This is a genomic window from Sorangium sp. So ce836, from assembly GCF_028553905.1.
Lineage (GTDB): Bacteria > Myxococcota_A > Polyangia > Polyangiales > Polyangiaceae > Sorangium > Sorangium cellulosum_D.
Window position 1 is genome coordinate 3,989,516 of the sequence record NZ_CP102233.1, and the last position, 18,550, is coordinate 4,008,065.

The following is an 18,550-nucleotide window of genomic DNA, read 5'->3' on the forward strand; positions in this document are numbered from 1 at the left end:
GAAATCGTGAGGGGCGCTTCGCTCTTCTCAGCCCGCCATGGCGCCGCGGCCTCGCGGCCCTCGGCCCGTCACGGCGCCGCGCTGACGATCCGGCGCACCGGCTCGGCGAAGGAGCTGGACGGGTAGCGCGCCATGAACGCCGCCGCGCGCGCCCGCGCCTCGTCGGCGCGCCCGAGGCGCATCAGGGCGCGGATCGCGATGAACTCCCGCTCCTCCGCGAGCCGCCCCCTGGGGAAATCGGCCTCGTGCCGGGCCAGCGCGGCGAGGGCGGCCGCCGGGTCCTGCGCGAGCGCGGCCCGCGACTGGTCGACGAGGTTCGACTCCCGGACCAGGTCGTCGTTGTCCGCCGCGGCGATCGCGTCGGGCGCCGGCGCGGCCGGCCGGGTGTTCCGCGGCGCCTCCCGGCGGGCGACGGGCGCCGGCTCCGCCGCCGGCGCGGGGGCGGGCGCCGGCTCGGGCGCGGGCGGCGGCGCGGCGGTGGGCAGGCCGCCCCGCGCGCTCGAGAACAGCTGCTCCAGCGGCAGGTCGGTCAGCGGCGCGACCGGCGCGGCGGCGCTCCGGCCGTCGTCGAGGGAGGCGTAGAGCCCGGCACCGCCGGCGCCGAGGCCCACCGCGAGGAAGATCCCCTTGATCCACATCGGCACCGTCGCCCCGGCGCCCGCGCTCGTCGCGAGCGGCGCCACGCGGGCCGCGGTGCGCGCGAGCTCGGCGGAGGTCATCGGGCGCGGGCGCGAGGCGGCGAGGAGGAGCTCACGGGCTCCCAGCGGGGCGCCGCCACCTTCCTGCTTCCATCGCTTCGGATCGCTCATTGGACCCCCCTGCGGGCGCGCTCGGCCTCGCTCTTCTTCAACAGCGTCGCGAACTCTTTTCGTGCCGCGTGGAGGCGCGAGTATACGGTGCCGACCGGAACGCCGACCAGGCTCGCGATCTCGTTGCAGGGCATCTCTTCGATCTCGAACATGACGAACACGGCTCTTCGGTCGAGATCCATGGCCTCGAGGATGCCATCGAGCTGCAATCTCGCCTGATGTTGGGAGGTGATCTCTTCGGGGCCGCGCGCGGAGTCCGGCACGTCGTCCACCACCTCGCCGAGGCGCTCCCGCCGCGTGTGCGCGCGGCGGCGGTGCGACGCGGCGACGCGGCGGCAGATGGCGAAGAGCCAGGTCGTGATGGGGCAGGCCCAGTCGAAGGACGGGAGCCGCCGCTGGACGACGATGAAGACGTCCTGGAAGGCATCTTCCAGATCCGGATGCTGGATGCCGAACCGCTGCAGGGTGGCCCAGACGAATCCGCCGTGCTCGGCGTGTAGGGCGACGAGGCTCCGCGGCGACGGCTTGGCGCCGCCCAGGACCTCTGCTCGTAAGGCTTGCTCCACGGTCCGGTGAATGCCGCCAGCCGTGGGATCCTTCATCAAAACGTGACCCCGATCCCCGCGAACGCCGCGCCCCCGACGGCGGGCTGCTCGAAGCCCGCCGGCTGCCCGTCCTGCAGCTGGAAGCTGTACCGCGTCATTGGAACGAAGAGATCGATCCCGGTCTCGAGCCGGAGCGGCCCGACGATGCGGACGCCGAGCCGGGTGCCGGCCCCGAGGCTGACCCAGGCCCGCGAGCCGACGTCGGTCGGCAGGATCGTCGGGGTGATCTGCTCGTCCCCGTAGACGACCGCGTAGATGGCGCCCGCCACCACGCGGCCGCAGAGCCCGAGGGCGAGCGATCGGCTCCGGACCGCCTCCAGGCAGCCGCCGAGCCAGCCCGCCGTGAGGCCGAAGGCGAACGTCCGCTGGGTCGCGTGCTGCTCCGGGAGCCAGAGGGCCCCGGTCTCGAGGCTCCACCGCGGCAGGACCGCCCACTCGCCCGAGAGGGCGACGCCGGCGCCGGGCGAGGGGACCAGGCCCACCGAGGCGAACCCGCGCCAGGCGACCGAGAGCCCGGCGGACGGCGGATCTTCGGCCGGCGGCGGCGCGGCCCGGGTCTCGGCCGGCCAGGGGAACGGCGGCTCCGGCGACCGCGTGGCGGCCGGCGCGCTCGGCGGCCGCACGGCGGCCGGCGGAGGCGGCGGCGCTGGCGCGGCGGCCGGCGGCGGCGCTGGCGCGGCGGCCGGCGGCGGGGGGCCTCGGCCGGGGGGGAGAGGGCGGCCTCGGGATCGGTGGTGAGCATGATGTGCACCGCCGCCGCGGCCACGATCCCGCCGCAGCTCTGGCCGTGGTCGGAGAACTCGCGGACGGTCGGCGGGGCGCCGTCGCACAGCTGGGTCCGGATCGTGGCCGACCAGGCGCCGGGCTGCCCCTGCACCACGGCCTCGATCGAGGCGACCTTGCCCGTGGTGACGAGATCGCGCCCGAGCCGCCGCGAGATCTCGGCGCGGAACTGGGCCGCGGTGGGGCACTGCGCCTCCGCGCCCGCGAGGCGCACCCACGACACGTCGGCGGCCCCGCGGTCGCACTCCTCGGCCCGCGCCCCGGCCGGGGCGAGCGCGACGCAGGCGCCGAGGACCGACATCAGCGTACGTACGGCCGGATCGCTCACCGCCGCCCCCTTCGCGCCGGCGGACCGGGCTCGCGGCGGGGGAGGGGGCGATTTCGTGGGGTGCGGCGCGTCATCACGGAGAGAAATGTTAGCTCAGTCGCCAAATTGTAGGGGGCCTGTGTACACGCGGGTGGATCACAAGTCACACAGGATTTACGGGCGCCGATGCTGGTTCGCTTCCATCGCGTGTACACGAGGAGACTCGGATGGGGAAGGCTCGCGGGCCGCGCGCCGACGCCGGCGAGGCGGCGAGTGCCCCGGCGGTTCCGCGCGGCGCTGCGCGCTTCGCGCCGCGGGCGGGGAGCACGATTTGCGCTCGGCGCGCGAGGCGATCTCGCCGCCGCGGGCGTTCCTCCGGTGGTGCGATGTCCGGTAGGATGAGCACCGACGAGGCCCACGCCCGGACCGCGACGATGCGGACGCCAGGCGCGTCCGCACCCCCCATGCCCTCCCGCCCGACCACCATCGGCGTCCTCACGCCATTCCTCGACGGCTTCTACTTCAGCGCCATCCTCAAAGGCGTCCACCAAGCAGCGCAGCAGCGCGGCCACCGCGTCGTGGTGATATGCGGCACCCCCGACTTCATCCAGGCTCCCTCGCTCGCCCGGGACCAGGTGGATGGGTGGATCGTCGTGCTCGCCACCGACGGCATCGAGCGGCTCGCGGCGACGCGCGTCCCGCTCGCCACGATCAGCACCTGCGCCCCGGAGGCGGGCTGCCCGACCGTGATGCCGGACAACCGCAAGGGCATGCACGCCGCGGTGCGCCACCTCGTCGAGCACGGGCACCGGCGCATCGCCTACGTCGGCTTCATGGACCAGGACGACATCCGCGAGCGCTTCGAGAGCTACAAGGAGACGCTCGCCGAGAGCGGGATCCCCTTCGACCCCGGGCTCGTCTTCGAGGCCGAGAACAACTGGCAATCCGGCGGCGCCAGGGCCGCAGAGGCCATCCTCGCGCGCCGGGGCGAATTCACCGCCGCGGTCGTCGCCACGGACAAGAACGCGCTCGGCATGATGTCCGTCCTCCAGGCCGCGGGGTGCCGCATCCCCGACGATCTCGCGATCGTCGGCTTCGACGACATCACCGAGGCCCAGTGGTCCACCCCGCCCCTGACCACCGTGCGCCAGCGGTTCGACGGCCTCGGGAAGATCGCGTGCGATCTCGTGCTGGCGCAGCTCGCCGGCGAGGCCGTCCCGCCCGGGCGCGTGCTCGCGCCGACCTCGTTCGTCCCGCGGCGGACCTGCGGGTGCAACATGCTCCAGGGCTTCCTGCACCGGCGGGGCGGCGCGCCCGACGAGGTCGCCGGCGGCGTCCTCGCCCGGCAGATGGTCGAGCTGCTCATCGGCCATCCGCTCCCGTCCGATACGCCGCCCGCCGCCGTGTGGCCCGGCGTCGCCGCGGTGATCGAGGGGCACCTCGCGGCGCTCGAGGGCACGAGCCCCCCTCCGTCGGACGCGATCGACGAGGCCTGCCAGCAGGCCGTCCGCCTCACGCCCGACGTGGAGAGCCTGATGGGGATCGCCCGCCTCCTCGGCCGGCACCGCCGCCCGCGCGCGGGGCGGACCACCGAAGCTGCGGAGTCGGCCGAGGCCCGCGTCGAGGAGTTCCTGGAGCGACTGCGCCTCTCGCTCACCCTGGCCCGGATCGACGCCGAGCGGCAGTTCGTCGAGGAGCTCGGCGTGGTCGTGCGGTCCGATCACGAGGTGAGCCTCGCGCTGCTCGGCGGCACCCAGGAAGAGTCCCGCTCGCTCTCGTGGCTCGACTCGACCACCGCGGTCTGGGGGTGCCTCGGGCTCTGGGAAGACCCGATGACCCGCGAGCGCCTCGTCGTCACCGGCGCCTACAGCCGCGATGGCACCCCGACTCCCGCCCTCGGCGACGTCTACGCGCGAGAGGCCTTCCCGCCCGCCGAGCTGCTGCCGCCCTCGACCGCCGGCGGGCCATTCATGGTGACCCTCCTGCCGATTCGCACGCTCCACCGCGACTGGGGGGTCCTCGCGATCGTCGGCCCGGGCTCGATCGAGAGCGCCGGCGACGAGGGCACCGTCGCGATCTGGGGCGCGCTCCTCAGCGCCGCCCTCGAGCGCGACGCGCTGATGCAGTCGCTCTCGGATCAGCACGCGAGCCTGGAGGAGGCCTATCTGCGCGAGCGCGCGCTCTCGGCGGCCGTGCGCGAGCTCGGCTGCCCGCTCATCCCGCTCCTGCGCGGCGTGCTGCTCGTCCCGCTCATCGGCGAGCTCGACACCGGCCGCGCCCGGGAGGTGCTCGAGCGCGTGGTCGAGGGCGTGAACCGGCACCGGGCGCGCTGCGTGCTGCTCGACATCACCGGCGTCCCGCGCCTCGACGCCCCGGCCGCCCACGCGCTGGAGCAGATCCACCGCGCGGCTGCCCTGCTCGGCGCCCGTGTGATCCTGGTCGGCGTGCGCCCGGAGATCGCGATGAGCCTGGTCGCCCTCGATATCGATCTCGGCGATCTGTCCACGCATCAGTCGCTGTCGTCCGCGCTCGAGGGCCTCGCGTCCGAGGAGCTCCGCGCGCTCCGCACGAGACGTAATGACGAGGCGCCGCCGCGCGGCGCGCGGCCGGATCCGGGCCGTCGCCGAGGATCGGAGTGACCCTCCGCGGCCCGCGCTGAGCGCGCGCGCAGCGCTGTGGACTCCCACGCTCGCGCGCGGCTCGGCGTGGACACGCCTGGACATAAGCACGTCATGAACGTGCATGTCGGCTGCCAGCGTGATTGTCGAGCACGAGAGACGTAGAGCGAGAAATCATACGAGGATCGCAAGCATAGCCACGCGAGCCGCGCGAACCACGCGAACCACGCGAACCACGCGAGGAGCCGACTCTCCTTCTCGCGCGCTGGACAGCGCATCGGCGACCGGGCAATACTTCTTTCATGCGTGTCGGCGACGTCGTCGGGCAGCGGTTCGAGCTCCTCACGCTCGCTGGCTCCGGCGGCATGGGGGAGGTGTTCCGGGCCCGCGATCGGGCGACCGGCGAGACGGTCGCCCTCAAGGTGGTGCTCGGCGAGGGCGCGCACGAGGCGCGGTTCGAGCGGGAGGCAAGGCTCCTGTCGGAGCTCTCCCACCCGGGCATCGTGCGGCACGTGGCCCACGGGAGGGCCTCGTCGGGCAGGTCCTATCTCGCCATGGAGTGGCTCGAAGGCGAGGATCTCGCGCGGCGCCTCCTGCGCGGCCGGCTCAGCGTCGAAGAGACGCTGACGCTCGGGGTAAAGGCCGGCGAGGCGCTCGCGGCCGCGCACGCCCACGACGTCGTCCACCGCGATCTCAAGCCGAGCAACCTGTTCCTCGTCGACGGGCAGATAGACCAGGTGAAGATCCTCGACTTCGGGATCGCGCGCCGGCTCGACGCGACGCCGATGACCCTGACGGGGGTCGCCCTCGGGACGCCGGCCTACATGGCCCCGGAGCAGGCGCGCGTCGGGTACAACGCGCTCACGCCGCGCGCCGACGTGTTCGCCCTCGGCTGCGTGCTCTTCGAGTGCCTCACGGGCAGCCCCGTGTTCGTCGGCGAGAACATCCCCGCGATCCTCGCGAAGATCCTGTTCGGCGAGGTCCCCTCGGTCCGCTCGCTCCGCCCCGAGGTCCCCCCGCAGCTCGACGCGGTGATCCACCTGATGCTCGCGAAGGAGCCGGAAGAGCGCCTCAGCGACGGGGCGACCGTCGCCGTGATCCTGAGCACCCTGCGGTCCGCCGGCTGCGGGCCTCCGCGCGGGGCCGCGTCGGAGCGCCCCGAGGCGCTCACCTCGAGCGAGCTGCGGCTGCTCTCCGTGCTGCTCGTGGGGAAGGAGCCCGCGCTGCCCGAGGCCGACACAACGCCGCCCGATCAGACGCTGCAGGTGACCGTGGACGCGCAGCTGCGGCAGGTCGTGGTGGCGCACGGCGGGCACATGGAGGCGCTCGCCGACGGCTCCGCGGTGATCGCCATCGTCGCGAGCCGGGACGCGACCGATCAGGCGGCGCACGCGGCGCGCTGCGCGCTGGCGCTGCGGAAGCTCGCCCCGACCCGGCCGATGGCGCTCTCCACGGGCCGGGCGCACATGGCGCGGCAGCTGCCGATGGGGGAGGCGATCGACCGGGCCGCGCGGCTGCTCGGCGCCTGCGCGGCGCGGCGGGCGGCCCAGCGGCACCCCGACACGCGCGCGCCGCCGATCGCGATCGACGACGTGACGGCCCGGCTCCTCGGCGCGCGGTTCGAGGTGTCGGGCGAGGGCGAGCGGCGGGAGCTCCACGGCGAGCGCGACCGCGCGGGCGGCGGCGGGCAGACGCTGCTCGGCAGGGCGAGCGCGTGCGTCGGCCGGGATCGCGAGCTGCTCACGCTGCAGACGATCTTCGCCGAGTGCGTCGAGATGCCGGTCGCCCGCGCCGTGCTCGTGACGGCGCCCCCCGGCATCGGCAAGTCCCGGATCGCCCACGAGTTCACGCGCGCGCTCCGCGCCGAGGGCGGCCCGGTCGAGATCTGGACCGGCTGCGGCGACGCGCTGCGCGTGGGCTCGGCGTTCGGCCTGCTCGGGCAGGCGATCCGCGGCGCGTGCGGCATCCATGGCGGCGAGGCGGCCGCTGCCCGCCAGCAGAAGATCCTCGCGCGGGTCGCGCGGCACGTCCCCGGCCCCGACCGCGAGCGCGTGGCCGTGTTCCTCGGGGAGATCGCCGGCGTCCCGTTCCCGGGCGCCGAGGGCGCGCTCCTGCGGGCGGCCCGCGACGACGCGGAGACCATGAGCAAGCAGATGCGCCGCGCGTGGGAGGACTTCCTCACCGCCGAGACGTCGGCGCACCCCGTCCTGCTCGTGCTCGAGGACCTGCACTGGGGCGATCTGCCGACCGTGCGCTTCGTCGACGCGGTGCTCGGCGCGCTCGGCGAGCAGCCGTTCATGGTGCTCGGGCTGGCGCGCCCCGAGGTCCACGAGCTGTTCCCGTCGCTCTGGAGCGGGCGCGCGCTCAGCGTGATCCACCTCGCGAAGCTGCCGAAGAAGGCGTGCGAGCGCCTGGTGCGCCACGCGCTCGGCGAGGACCTGGACGCGGCGACGGTGGCGCGCCTCGTGGCGCACGCGGACGGCCACGCGTTCTACCTGGAGGAGCTGATCCGGGCCGTGGCCGAGGGCAAGGGCGACGCGCTGCCGGAGACGGTGCTGGCGATGGTCCAGGCGCGGCTCGCCGCGCTCGACGGCGAGGCGCGCAAGGTGCTGCGCGCGGCGAGCGTCTTCGGCGACGTCTTCTGGCGGGGCGGCGTCGAGGCGCTGCTCGGGAGCGCGGAGCCGTGGGCCGCTCCGCACGACGTGCTCTCGGAGCTCTGCGACGGGGAGGTGCTCGTCCGCCGCGCGGAGAGCCGGTTTCCCGGGGACGAGGAGTTCATGTTCCGGCACGCGCTCCTGCGGGAGGGGGCCTACGAGATGCTCACGGACACCGATCGCGTCCTCGGGCACCGGCTCGCCGCGGCGTTCCTGGAGCAGAACGGCGCGGGCGAGCCGACGACGCTCGCCGAGCACTACGAGCGGGGGCTCGACCTCTTGCGCGCGGGGAGCTTCTACCTGCGCGCGGCCGAGCAGGCGCTGCGGGGGAGCGACGCGGACGCGGCGATCGCGCGCGCCCGGCGCGGGCTCGAGTGCGGCGTGCCGGACGCGGTGCAGCTGAGCCTGCTCGGCGTGCTCTCGGAGGTGCACGCGTGGCGCAGCGAGTGGGACTACGCGCTGCTCTACCTCGAGCAGGCGCAGCGCTTCCTGACGCCCGGGAGCATGCCGTGGGTGCGGACGGTGCCGGCGAAGATCACCGCGGACATCCACCTCGGTCGGATGGACGAGTTCACGGCGACGGTGCGCGCGCTGCAGGCGGTGGAGCTCGCGCCGGAGGCGACGGGGGTGGCGGCGTTCGCGCTCGGGGTGGGGAGCTACTACGCGGCCCAGCTGGGCGAGTTCCGGCTCGCCGAGGCGCTGACGCGGCGGGTGCGCGCGGTGGCGGAGCCGGTCGCCGATCGCGAGCCCGTGGCGCGCGGGTGGCTGCAGATCGCGCAGGCGTTCCACGAGGCGTGGCGGGACGGGGATCTGTGGGCGGGGCTGTGCCAGGCCGAGGCGGCGCGCGCGAGCTTCGTGCAGGCGGGCTACTGGCGCGGGTCGATCGTGTCGCAGGTGGCGATCGGGATGAACGCCCGGCTGCTCGGCGATCTCCACCGGGCGGAGCGCGAGCTGTTCGAGACGATGTCCGCGGGCGAGGAGCTCGGCCCGGTGTCGTGGCTGCGGACGTTCCTGCGCATCGAGATGCTGATCGATCGCGGCGCGCTCGACGGGGCGCGGGCCGAGACGGGGGCGATGCTGGGGATGGGGCTGGAGCGGCGCAACCCGCTGCAGCAGGGGTTCGCGCGCTGGGCGCTCGCGAGCCTGCTCCGCCGCGAGGGCGATCTCGAGGCGGCGGAGCGCGAGGCGCTGACGGCGATCGATCTGCTCGCGTTCCTGCCGCTGGAGCAGGCGGGCGCGCGGGCGCTGCTCTCCTCGATCCAGCTCGCCGCGGGCCGCGTCGAGGACGCGCTCGCCACGGCGACGGAGGTGGTGTCGGCGCACGATCGCTGGGGCGCGCCCGGCTACAAGGGCACGTTCGCGCACCTCGTCCACGCGGAGGCGCTCCACGCGGCGGGCGAGCGGGAGGCCGCGTGCGCGGTGGTCGCCGGCGTGGGCGAGCGGCTGCGCGCGCGGGCAGAGCGGCTGCCCGCCGCGCACCGCCGGAGCTTCCTCGGGGAGATCCCCGAGAACGCGCGCGTGCTCGAGCTCTCGCGGCAGTGGCTGCGCGCCGCGAGCTGAGGCGGCGCGCCGGGCGGCTCGCGCTTCCGGCGACTAGCGCCGCCGTTGGCGAGGGGCGGGGGGACAAAGCGGCGAAGGCCGCCCGGCAGGTGCCAGGCGGCCCTCGCGGGCGCGTCCGCTGCGCTGGATCAGGCGCCTTCGCGCGCCAGGACCGGCGACGGGGCGGGCGCGGAGGAGGTCGGGGGGATCGACTCGACGGCGTGAGCGCTGCCCTCGCCGAGCGCGTAGGCCTCCTCGCCATGGAGGACGCCGTCGAGGCCCTCGTCTTCCGTCTCGGTATCGACCCGGAAGCCCATCACCGCGTTGATGCCCTTCACGAGCACGAAGGTGACCAGCGCCGCGTAGGCGGCCGCGACCACGGCGGCGATCGCCTGCTCGGTGAGCAGCGCCGAGTTGCCCTTGATGAGGCCGTCCTGGCCGGCCGAGTTCCACACCTTCGAGGCGAACACGCCGGTGAGCAGGGCGCCGAGCAGGCCGCCCACGCCGTGGATGCCGAACGCGTCCAGGCTGTCGTCATAGCCCAGCTTGCCCTTCAGCATCACCGCGCCGTAGCACACCGCGCCCGCCGCGAGCCCGATCGCGACGGACGCCATCGGCCCGACGAAGCCCGCGGCCGGCGTGATGGCGACGAGGCCCGCCACGAGGCCCGACGCCACGCCGAGGAGCGACGGCTTGCCGAAGCGCACGGCCTCGATGAGCGCCCAGGCGAGCGCGCCGATGGCGGCCGCGATGTGCGTGTTCACGAACGCGACGGAGGCGAGCCCGTTCGCGGCCAGCGAGGAGCCGCCGTTGAAGCCGAACCAGCCGAACCACAGCAGGCCGGCGCCGAGCAGCGTCATCGTGAGGTTGTGCGGCACGATCTTGCGCGTCGGGTACCCCTTGCGCTTGCCGATCACGATCGCCATCACGAGCGCGCTCGCGCCCGAGGCGAGGTGCACCACGGTGCCGCCGGCGAAGTCGAGCGCGCCGCGCGCGAGGAGCCAGCCGCCCGGGTTCCAGACCCAGTGGCAGATGGGGCTGTAGACCGCGAGCGACCAGAGCAGCGTGAACACCACATACGACGAGAACTTGATGCGCTCGGCATAGGCGCCCGAGATCAGCGCCGGCGTGATGATGGCGAACATCATCTGGAACGCCATGAACAGGAGGTGAGGCACGGTCATCCCGGCGCGCGGCTCGGTGCCGACGCCGTTCAGGAACGCGTGATCGAGGCCGCCAATCAGCCCGCCCTTGGATTCGGCGAACGCCATCGAATACCCGATGGTCACCCACGCCACGGTCACGATGCCCATGGCGAAGAAACTATGCATGAAGGTGCTGAGCGTGTTCTTGGTTCGGACCATGCCCCCGTAAAACAGGGCCAGCGCTGGCGTCATCAGCAGGACCATTGCCGACGAGACCAGGAGCCAGGTGGTGTCCGAGGCGTTGATTTCGTTCACTGGTGGCCTCCTCGACGGCGAAGGTAAGAGGAGGCAGTTTTCCGGAATGTTTCGCCGGTATGTACTTCACGACCTCGTGAATCATGCCACCACGACGCAGCGAGTCAGGCCGCGTGGGCTCCCCAACCGCCGGCGCGCGGGGCGGACCGGCGTTTCCAGCGGGTCGATGGATTTGCAGTGCGGCCACATGCCGGTGGGGTCACCGCCACTCTGGGTAGAGGGCCTTCCCGGTCTCGAGGAGGCTCTTCATGCTCGAGAGGATCGCGGGCCAGCCGTTGCTGATGGCGGGGAGCACCTTGCTGTTCTCCTCGAACTGGTCGTGGGTGAGGGTGAGCTTCACGTGCGCGCCGAACTGGGCGAGCTCGAAGGTGACGCGCGACGAGCGTTCCCCGTGCGCGTTGCTCCATGTGTAGGAGAGGACCTTCGGCGGCTCGGCCTTGAGGACCTCGCCTTCCCAGTCGGAGGAGCCGTCTTCCTTGACGTGCTTCACGGCGGACCCGGGCTTCCACTCGGACTGGATGGTCCTGCCGCCCCAGTATTGCCGGGTGAACTCTCCGGTGGTCAGCGCCTCCCACACCTTGTCCAGGGTCGAGGCGATGTACGTGACGTAGACGAACTCGGGCTTACTCATCGTTGCTCTCTCCCTCCAGCGCGCGCTTGAGCGCGTCGAGCGCCCGCACGCGCTGGCGCTCGTATTTGCCTATCCATCGCTCGTAGATCTCGCCGATCGGCGCCGGGTTCAGGTAGTGGAGCTTCTCCCGCCCCTGCCAGACGACGACGACGAGGTTCGCGTCCTCGAGCACGGCCAGGTGTTTGCTGACCGCCTGCCGTGTCATGTCCAGCCCTTCGCAGAGCTGCCCCAGCGTCTGCCCGTTCTCGGCGTGCAGCCGATCGAGCAGCTTCCTGCGGCTCCGATCCGCGAGCGCCTTGAAGACCTTGTCCATCGAGCCGCTCACCGGCCCCATCATGCAACCAATCGGTTGCCTGTCAATATGCAACCAACCGGTTGCCTGTCAAGCAAGTCCGCGATCGCTCCGCGCGACGGCCGAGGGGCTGTGCTCTCGAGGGGCCCGATGTCCGCCACCCCTCTGCACATCGGTAGGCCCGAGGGGGGTGAGCTCGTGGGGGCGCGGTGCGGGGGATGGGCCGATGTTTGAGCCTGAGATGTGAGCCATCCGGCTTGCCGGATGGCTCACATCTCAGGCGAGTTCGGCGGGGCCCCCGCACCGCGCCCCCACGAGCTCACCCCCCTCGGGCCGGGCGTTTCAGCTCACCCGGCCCCGGCGCTACCTAGCCGCGCCCGCTCGCCTGGACGCTCTCCCGCACCCGCTCGAGCGCCCCCCGCACCTCGGGATCCCGGTCCATCTCCGCCGGCGGCGCCGGAAGCCGCAGCGACCAGTTCTCCGGCCCCACGGTCCCCGGCGTGTTGATCCGGTCCCGCGTCGCGAGCACGTCCTGCACGAGCAGCAGCACGAGCTCGCTCTTCGACCCGTGGATCAGGTCGAGCAGCGCCCGGTGCGTCTCCTTCGTGAACTCCCGCCCGAACTCGTGCCGCCGCGGCGCGAGCTGCGGCAGATCGAGCACCCCCGCGCGCTCCCGGTCGTCCCGCGACTCCCACCACGCCACCACCGAGTCGGTGTCGTGCGTCCCGAAGCACGCGACCGACAGCGGCGGGTATTCCGCCGGATTGCGGAACACCACGTCGTCCTTCTCCCAGATCAGCACCTTGTACCCGGGCACCCCGAGCGCCGTCAGCGACGCCCGCACCCACGGCGGCACCGCGCCGAGATCCTCCGCCACGAGCTGCGCCCCGGTCTCCGCCGCCCCCTCGATCATCGCCCGCACCACGCGCTCGCCGTGCTCGCGCTGCTCCGGCTCCTCCGCCGGATCGAACGTCGCCCTGGGCCGCTCGCCGCCCTGCCCCTGGCTCTTGCGCTCCGGGAAGATGTACGTCCGGTAGAAGCCGACCAGGTGATCGATCCGGAACCGGTCGCAGAGCAGCCCGGTGTAGCGGCAGCGCCGCCTGAGCCACGCGAAGCCGTTCTCGCGCATCCGGGCCCAGTAGTACGGCGGGAGCCCCCAGTTCTGCCCCTCCGTGTCGAACTGATCGGGCGGGGCGCCGACCGACATGTCGTGCCGGAACTCGCCCTGGTGCGCCCACACGTCGGCGCTGTCGCGCGACACCATGAACGGGAGGTCGCCCATGATCTCGACCCCCTTCTCCCGGAGATCCGCGCGCGCCGCCTCCCACTGCGCGTGCGCGAGCCACTGGACGTACTCGTAGTAGAGGATGTCCCGCGCGCGCTCCTGCCGCAGCCTCTCGAGCGCCTCCGGCCTCCGCTCGCGGATCTCCTCGGGCCAGTCCCACCACGCGACGCCGCCGAAGCCGTCCTTGAACGCGCGGAACTGCGCGTAGTCGGGCAGCCAGTCCGACTGCCGCTTCACGAACTCGGCCAGCTCGGCCGCGCGCGGCGTCTGCTTCGCGTGGTGCTCCCGCTCGAACCTGTCGAAGGCGAAGCGCAGCGCCCGCCCCTTCACGCGGCGCACGAGATCGTAGTCGACGCGCGCGCTCTGCTTCGCGCGATCGAGCGCCGCCATGTCGTCGCCGAGCGCCTCGCCGTAGAGCTCCGCCGGGAGCTCGGGCACGGCCGAGAGCGAGATGTACATCGGGTCGATGCCGAACGCGGAGAGCGCCATGTACGGCGACGTCTCGCCGCCCGACACCTCGCCGAGCGGCAGGAGCTGCACGAGGCGGAGCCCCGCGCCGCGCATCCACGCGGCGAACTCGGGGAGATCTCCGATCTCGCCGATGCCCCACGAGCGATCGCTGCGGAGCGAGAACAGCGGCACCGTCACGCCGGAGATGCGACGGCGCGCGCCGGACGGAGGAGGCGAGCTCTGGGACGAGCCCTGGGACTGATTTTCGGCAGAGGGGGAAGACATGGGCGTTTTTCGCTTGGCTCCAGGCGTTCGGGGCGGAGTCTATCCCGGCTCGCGCGCTTGGCGATGCTCCATCTGCTCGTCGGGCCGCCCCGGCGCCGCCGCGTCATCGCCCTGCCTGCGCGCGTCGGCGCGGGACCGGGCAGGCGCGCAGGCGGCGCCCGATCCCGGCGGCGGGCGGCGCCTGATCCCGGCGGGCGATCCGGGCTCCGGGGGCGAAAAATCGAGCCGGCCGCGCTTGTGTCTCGACAGCGGCGCCGATTTCGCGAATAGGGCGGCTCCACAGGTTTTTCCGATGACCAGACGCATATGGCCCGGCACGCCGACCCCCCTCGGCGCCGTCTATGACGGCGAGGGGGTCAACTTCACGCTGTTCTCTCAGTCCGCCACGAAGGTCGAGCTCTGCCTCTTCGAGGCCGTCGACGACGTCGTGGAGCGCGAGCGCATCGAGCTCCCCGAGCGAACGGCCCACGTCTTCCACGGGTACGTGCCGGGGCTCAAGCCCGGCCAGCTCTACGGCTACCGGGTGCACGGGCCGTACGATCCGCGCTCCGGGCAACGCTTCAACCCGGCGAAGCTCCTCGTCGATCCGTACGCGTACGCGCTCTCCGGCGAGCCGAACTGGAAGGCGCCGCTCTACGCCTACGACCGCGGCGGGCCCCCCGAGCGCGGCGACGGCGGCGGCGCCGGCCGGCCCAAGGAGGCGGGGCGCGACGGCGCGGCGGCCGACAAGGGCGAGGGCGGTCGCGCGGGCAAGGCGAGCGATCGCCGCGCCGCCGAGCCGCGCGTGAAGCAGGGCGCGTCGACGCCGCCGCCGCCGCCGACCGCGCTCGACGACCACGAGATCTGCCACCGCGACAGCGCCTGGGGCGCGCCGAAGTCCGTGGTCGTCGACCACCGCTTCGCGTGGGACGGCGACCGGCCGCCGGCGACCCGCTGGCAGGACACGATCATCTACGAGGTGCACGTCAAGGGGTTCACCCAGCGGCACCCCGGCGTCCCCGCGCACCTGCGCGGCACCTACGCGGGGCTCGCCTCCGAGGCGTCGATCGCCCACTTCAAGAAGCTCGGCGTCACCGCGCTCGAGCTGCTCCCCGTGCACGAGATGGCGAGCGAGCGCGAGATCTGGGAGCGCGGGCACATCAACTACTGGGGCTACAACACGCTCTCGTACTTCGCGCCCGCGGGCCGCTACTCGTCGAGCGGGCGGCTCGGCCAGCAGGTGGCCGAGTTCAAGGCGATGGTGAAGGCGCTCCACGCCGCCGGCATCGAGGTGATCCTCGACGTCGTCTACAACCACACCGCCGAGGGCAACCACCTCGGCCCGACGCTCTCCCTGAAGGGGATCGACAACTGGGCCTACTACCGGCTCGTGCCGCACAACCCGCGCTACTACATGGACTTCACGGGCTGCGGGAACACGGTGAACACGCGCCACTACCAGACGCTGAAGCTGGTGATGGACAGCCTGCGGTACTGGGTGACCGAGATGCACGTCGACGGCTTCCGCTTCGACCTCGCGTCGGCCCTGGCCCGCGGCCACCACGACTTCGACCGCCTGAGCTCGTTCTTCGACATCATCCACCAGGACCCGGTCCTCTCGCGGGTCAAGCTCATCGCCGAGCCGTGGGACGTGGGCGAGGGCGGGTATCAGGTCGCCAATTTCCCCGTCCTCTGGACGGAGTGGAACGATCGCTACCGCGACTCGGTCCGCCGCTTCTGGAAGGGGGATCTGCTCGCGGCCGACCTCGGCTACCGGCTCACCGGGTCGAGCGACCTGTACGCGTCGAGCGGGCGCCGGCCGTACGCGAGCGTCAACTTCGTGACGGCGCACGACGGCTTCACGCTGAACGATCTCGTCTCGTACAACGAGAAGCACAACGAGGCGAACGGCGAGGGCAACCGGGACGGCACGAACAACAACCACAGCTACAACCACGGGGTCGAGGGCCCCTCGAGCGACCCGGCGGTCGTCGAGCTGCGCGAGCGCCAGAAGCGCAACCTCCTCGCGACGCTGCTCCTGTCGCAGGGGGTGCCGATGATCAACGCCGGCGACGAGATCGGCAGGACGCAGCTCGGCAACAACAACGCCTACTGCCAGGACAACGAGCTCTCGTGGCACGACTGGGATCTCGACGAGCGGCGGCGGCAGCTCTTCGAGTTCACCTGCCGGCTGATCGCCCTCCGGCGCAGCCAGCCGGTGCTGCGCCGGCGGACGTTCTTCTCGGGCGGCTACGTGCACGGGAGCGGGCTCAAGGACATCGTGTGGTTCCGCCCCGACGGCGCCGAGATGACGCCGGAGGACTGGACCCACCCGAACGCGCGCGCGATCGGCTACCTGCTCGGCGGCGACGCCCTCTGGTCGTGCGGCCCGCGCGGCGAGCCGATCACGGGCGACACGCTGCTCGTGCTCATCAACGCGAACCACTCGCCGCTGGAGTTCGTGCTGCCCGCGATCGAGTTCGGCGAGCGGTGGGAGGTGCTCGTCGACACCCGCACCGCCGAGGAGCCGGCGCGCACGGTGCCGGCGAGGGCAGGGGGCGAGCGCTACCTGCTCGTCGACAGGTCCGTGGCGGTGCTGCGGCTCCTGGAGCGCAAGGAGAAGAAGAAGGTCAAGCGCGTGAAGGCGCGGACGTAGCCGACTGGCCAGCACGCCCCCGCGCCCCGCGCGGCCCTGTCATGCGGCCGCCGGGGCGACCTTCGACGACCGGGTGCCGGGCGCGCCGCGCCCCCCCGCGCCACGCCCCGCCCACGCCAACCCGCGAGCACGCCTGCCAACGTTGGACTCCGTCGTCTGCGTCTGGCGACGCGCGCCAGCCCGAAGGAAGGCATGGCGAACGCGATGAGGTGCATGGCATCCCTCGCGGCGCGAGGGCGCGCTGCTGTGCGTGAATGTTAACGTTAACAATAATTTTCTCCTTGAAACGTAGAACAAGCGTTCGCGGTTGACATCGGCCATGTTAACGTTAACATTGGCTCTCAACGGGTCGCCTCGCGTGTCCGCGGGCCCGGCGTGTCCGCTGCGACAGCGGTGGATACCGCCGGCGCCAAGCTTTCGCAGGCTGGCCATCCATCATTACTTACGCCTACAGAAGAGGATAGGGATGCGTTCGAAGACGATACGAATGCGTTGGCTCGGCTTTCCTTCGTTCGCCGCCCTGCTCGCGGCGTGCTCCGGCGGCGCCGACCTCGGCCCGACGCCGGAAGGAGACGGCGGCGGCACCGGCGACACCACCTCCGTGGTGACGGGCGCTGGCGGCGGGGCGCCGATGTCCACGGTGGGAGCCACGAGCAGCAGCTCCACGAGCGGCAGCTCCACGAGCAGCAGCTCCACGAGCGGCTCGGGTGGAGGCACCACGGCGGCTGGTACCGGCGGCGGCCCGGACGGCATCGAGCCGGACATGATCACCGCCCCGGAAGGCAAGCTACCGAACGTCCCGATGCCGGCGAACAAGGTCAATCTGCCGCGCGACAAATGGCGAGACGGCCTGATCTCGCCGACGGTCGAGGCGGGCCACCACCAGAACCAGCCGATCGTCATCAACGGCTACGTTCAAGGCGCCGGCAACGCCGAGATCGTCTTCTACGACATCGCCGATCCGGCCAATCCGAAGTTGCTCTCGCGCATGCTGAGCCCTGGCTTCGATCCCAGGGGAGGGCCCAAGGGCGTCGGCGAGGCGGAGTCGCACCAGACGTCGCTCGGCCGCTATGGTGACAAATTCTACCAGGTCACCACCTCGGGCACGGGCGTCGATATCTGGGACGTCACCGACGCCCGCGCGCCTCGTCACGTGAAGCTCGTCAAGCTCGAGGGCATCAACTACGGAGACTTCACCGACGCCGTCTGGGGCATGTACTGGCAGGGCAGCGTCATCTACGTCGGCGGCACCAACACGGGTCTGCACATCCTGGACGCCGCGGATCCCGAGGACGTGAAGTTCGTTAGGAAGATCCCGATCTCACAGTTCGGCGGCGTGAGCGCCGGTCCGCTGTGGGCCGTGGGCAATACGCTCGTCATCACGACGCCGAAGGACAACGGCGGCATCGCGACGATGGACATCAGCGATCCGATGAACCCGGTCGCGCTCGACTTCATCGCCCCGAGCAAGAGCTACATCTGCGGCCTGTACGGCAAGCACATCTACGTGCAGTCGCCGCTGCGCGTGTGGGACGTGCTGACCGATCCCACCGACATCGGCGCGGCCAATGCACCCCTCGCCACGCTGCCCGACTCGGCGTTCAGGGCCAAGGGCTACCCCGCCGGGTCCGAGTACATGAGCTTCTCCGACGGCTATATGTTCCTGGGTCACCTGCGGCCGGATGCCGGCGTCTCCAAGATCGACGTGCGCAACGTCAAGCAGATGTCGATCGAGAGCCGCGTCTGGGGCCGGCTCGAGTTCACGAACGGGGACGATCAGTTCTCGATCCCGGTCGGCAGCCTGCTGGTGCTGGCCGACGACGAGCTGCCCTACCGCGGTATGGTCATCGCCGCGCACTCCACCGAGCCGGACACCACGCCCCCGACGGTCGACACGGTGCTGCCGAAGAACGGCGCGACGGGCCTGTCCAGGAAGTCGCGCATCGGCCTCAGCCTCACCGACAACGTCGAGATCGCCACGGTTCACCACGGCAGCTTCATCGTCCGGCCGGTCGGCGGGCAGCAGGTGAAGGGCAAGTTCGGCCTGTACATGGGCATCGTCAACTTCGACCCCGACGAGGACCTGATGCCGAACACGACTTACGAGATCGTCCTGCCGAAGGGCGGCATGAGAGATCTCGTCGGGAACGGGATCGCGGCCGAGTTCAAGTCGACGTTCACGACCGGTCCCTGAGTC

The 18,550-nt window shown here is 72.2% G+C and carries 11 protein-coding genes; 4 read left to right on the forward strand and 7 right to left on the reverse strand.

Annotated features, from left to right (window positions below):
• Window positions 1-68 precede the first annotated feature (68 nt).
• The 3 genes from NQZ70_RS14800 to NQZ70_RS14810 are packed head-to-tail and all read right to left on the reverse strand — an operon-like array spanning window position 69 to window position 2,037.
• Complete coding sequence (locus NQZ70_RS14800) at window positions 69-809, reverse strand: hypothetical protein (protein WP_129574787.1); 741 nt, start codon at window positions 807-809, stop codon at window positions 69-71.
• Entirely contained in the window at window positions 806-1,411 is a 606-nt protein-coding gene (locus NQZ70_RS14805) for an RNA polymerase sigma factor (protein ID WP_129574788.1), read from the reverse strand. Before NQZ70_RS14805 ends, NQZ70_RS14800 begins: the two co-directional genes overlap by 4 nt.
• Entirely contained in the window at window positions 1,411-2,037 is a 627-nt protein-coding gene (locus tag NQZ70_RS14810; RefSeq protein ID WP_207217856.1) for a hypothetical protein, read from the reverse strand. Before NQZ70_RS14810 ends, NQZ70_RS14805 begins: the two co-directional genes overlap by 1 nt.
• 931 nt (window positions 2,038-2,968) lie before the next feature.
• Here NQZ70_RS14810 and NQZ70_RS14815 point away from each other — a divergent pair.
• Both NQZ70_RS14815 and NQZ70_RS14820 read left to right on the forward strand, forming a co-directional pair.
• Window positions 2,969-5,143 (forward strand): substrate-binding domain-containing protein, encoded by a 2,175-nt coding sequence (locus NQZ70_RS14815; RefSeq protein ID WP_237245311.1) that lies wholly within the window; start codon window positions 2,969-2,971, stop codon window positions 5,141-5,143.
• 281 nt (window positions 5,144-5,424) lie between these two features.
• Window positions 5,425-9,336, forward strand: coding sequence for a protein kinase domain-containing protein (locus NQZ70_RS14820; RefSeq protein ID WP_129574790.1), 3,912 nt, complete (start codon window positions 5,425-5,427; stop codon window positions 9,334-9,336).
• Window positions 9,337-9,464: 128 nt separating this feature from the next.
• Here NQZ70_RS14820 and NQZ70_RS14825 read toward each other — a convergent pair whose 3' ends face one another.
• The 4 genes from NQZ70_RS14825 to NQZ70_RS14840 all read right to left on the reverse strand — a co-directional run bounded on the left by NQZ70_RS14825 (window position 9,465) and on the right by NQZ70_RS14840 (window position 13,718).
• Window positions 9,465-10,775: an ammonium transporter gene (locus NQZ70_RS14825; protein ID WP_129574791.1), complete on the reverse strand. Its 1,311-nt coding sequence runs from the start codon at window positions 10,773-10,775 to the stop codon at window positions 9,465-9,467.
• A gap of 199 nt (window positions 10,776-10,974) precedes the next feature.
• Window positions 10,975-11,406, reverse strand: coding sequence for an SRPBCC family protein (locus tag NQZ70_RS14830; protein WP_129574792.1), 432 nt, complete (start codon window positions 11,404-11,406; stop codon window positions 10,975-10,977).
• The gene (locus NQZ70_RS14835) at window positions 11,399-11,719 is read right to left on the reverse strand and encodes a helix-turn-helix domain-containing protein (RefSeq protein ID WP_129581359.1); all 321 of its coding nucleotides are present in this window, start codon (window positions 11,717-11,719) and stop codon (window positions 11,399-11,401) included. The genes NQZ70_RS14830 and NQZ70_RS14835 overlap by 8 nt, the downstream gene beginning before the upstream one ends.
• Before the next feature lie 346 nt (window positions 11,720-12,065).
• Window positions 12,066-13,718 carry a 4-alpha-glucanotransferase gene (locus tag NQZ70_RS14840; RefSeq protein WP_129574793.1) on the reverse strand — a complete coding sequence of 551 codons (1,653 nt, stop codon included), beginning with the start codon at window positions 13,716-13,718 and terminating at the stop codon, window positions 12,066-12,068.
• A gap of 292 nt (window positions 13,719-14,010) precedes the next feature.
• On the opposite strand from NQZ70_RS14840, the gene glgX reads away from it, so the two are divergent.
• On the forward strand, window positions 14,011-16,353 hold the full coding sequence (gene glgX, locus NQZ70_RS14845; protein WP_129574794.1) for a glycogen debranching protein GlgX: 2,343 nt from the start codon (window positions 14,011-14,013) through the stop codon (window positions 16,351-16,353).
• Window positions 16,354-16,819: 466 nt separating this feature from the next.
• Window positions 16,820-18,547 (forward strand): Ig-like domain-containing protein, encoded by a 1,728-nt coding sequence (locus NQZ70_RS14850; RefSeq protein WP_237245312.1) that lies wholly within the window; start codon window positions 16,820-16,822, stop codon window positions 18,545-18,547.
• Window positions 18,548-18,550: the final 3 nt, after the last annotated feature.

Excerpts from the sequence above, each read along its gene's own strand:
- NQZ70_RS14840 (WP_129574793.1), bottom strand. The coding sequence starts at position 13,718 with ATGTCTTCCCCCTCTGCCGAAAATCAGTCCCAGGGCTCGTCCCAGAGC.
- NQZ70_RS14850 (WP_237245312.1), top strand. The coding sequence starts at position 16,820 with ATGCGTTCGAAGACGATACGAATGCGTTGGCTCGGCTTTCCTTCGTTC.
- NQZ70_RS14815 (WP_237245311.1), top strand. The coding sequence starts at position 2,969 with ATGCCCTCCCGCCCGACCACCATCGGCGTCCTCACGCCATTCCTCGAC.
- NQZ70_RS14800 (WP_129574787.1), bottom strand. The coding sequence starts at position 809 with ATGAGCGATCCGAAGCGATGGAAGCAGGAAGGTGGCGGCGCCCCGCTG.
- NQZ70_RS14830 (WP_129574792.1), bottom strand. The coding sequence starts at position 11,406 with ATGAGTAAGCCCGAGTTCGTCTACGTCACGTACATCGCCTCGACCCTG.
- NQZ70_RS14835 (WP_129581359.1), bottom strand. The coding sequence starts at position 11,719 with ATGGACAAGGTCTTCAAGGCGCTCGCGGATCGGAGCCGCAGGAAGCTG.
- NQZ70_RS14805 (WP_129574788.1), bottom strand. The coding sequence starts at position 1,411 with ATGAAGGATCCCACGGCTGGCGGCATTCACCGGACCGTGGAGCAAGCC.
- glgX (WP_129574794.1), top strand. The coding sequence starts at position 14,011 with ATGACCAGACGCATATGGCCCGGCACGCCGACCCCCCTCGGCGCCGTC.
- NQZ70_RS14820 (WP_129574790.1), top strand. The coding sequence starts at position 5,425 with ATGCGTGTCGGCGACGTCGTCGGGCAGCGGTTCGAGCTCCTCACGCTC.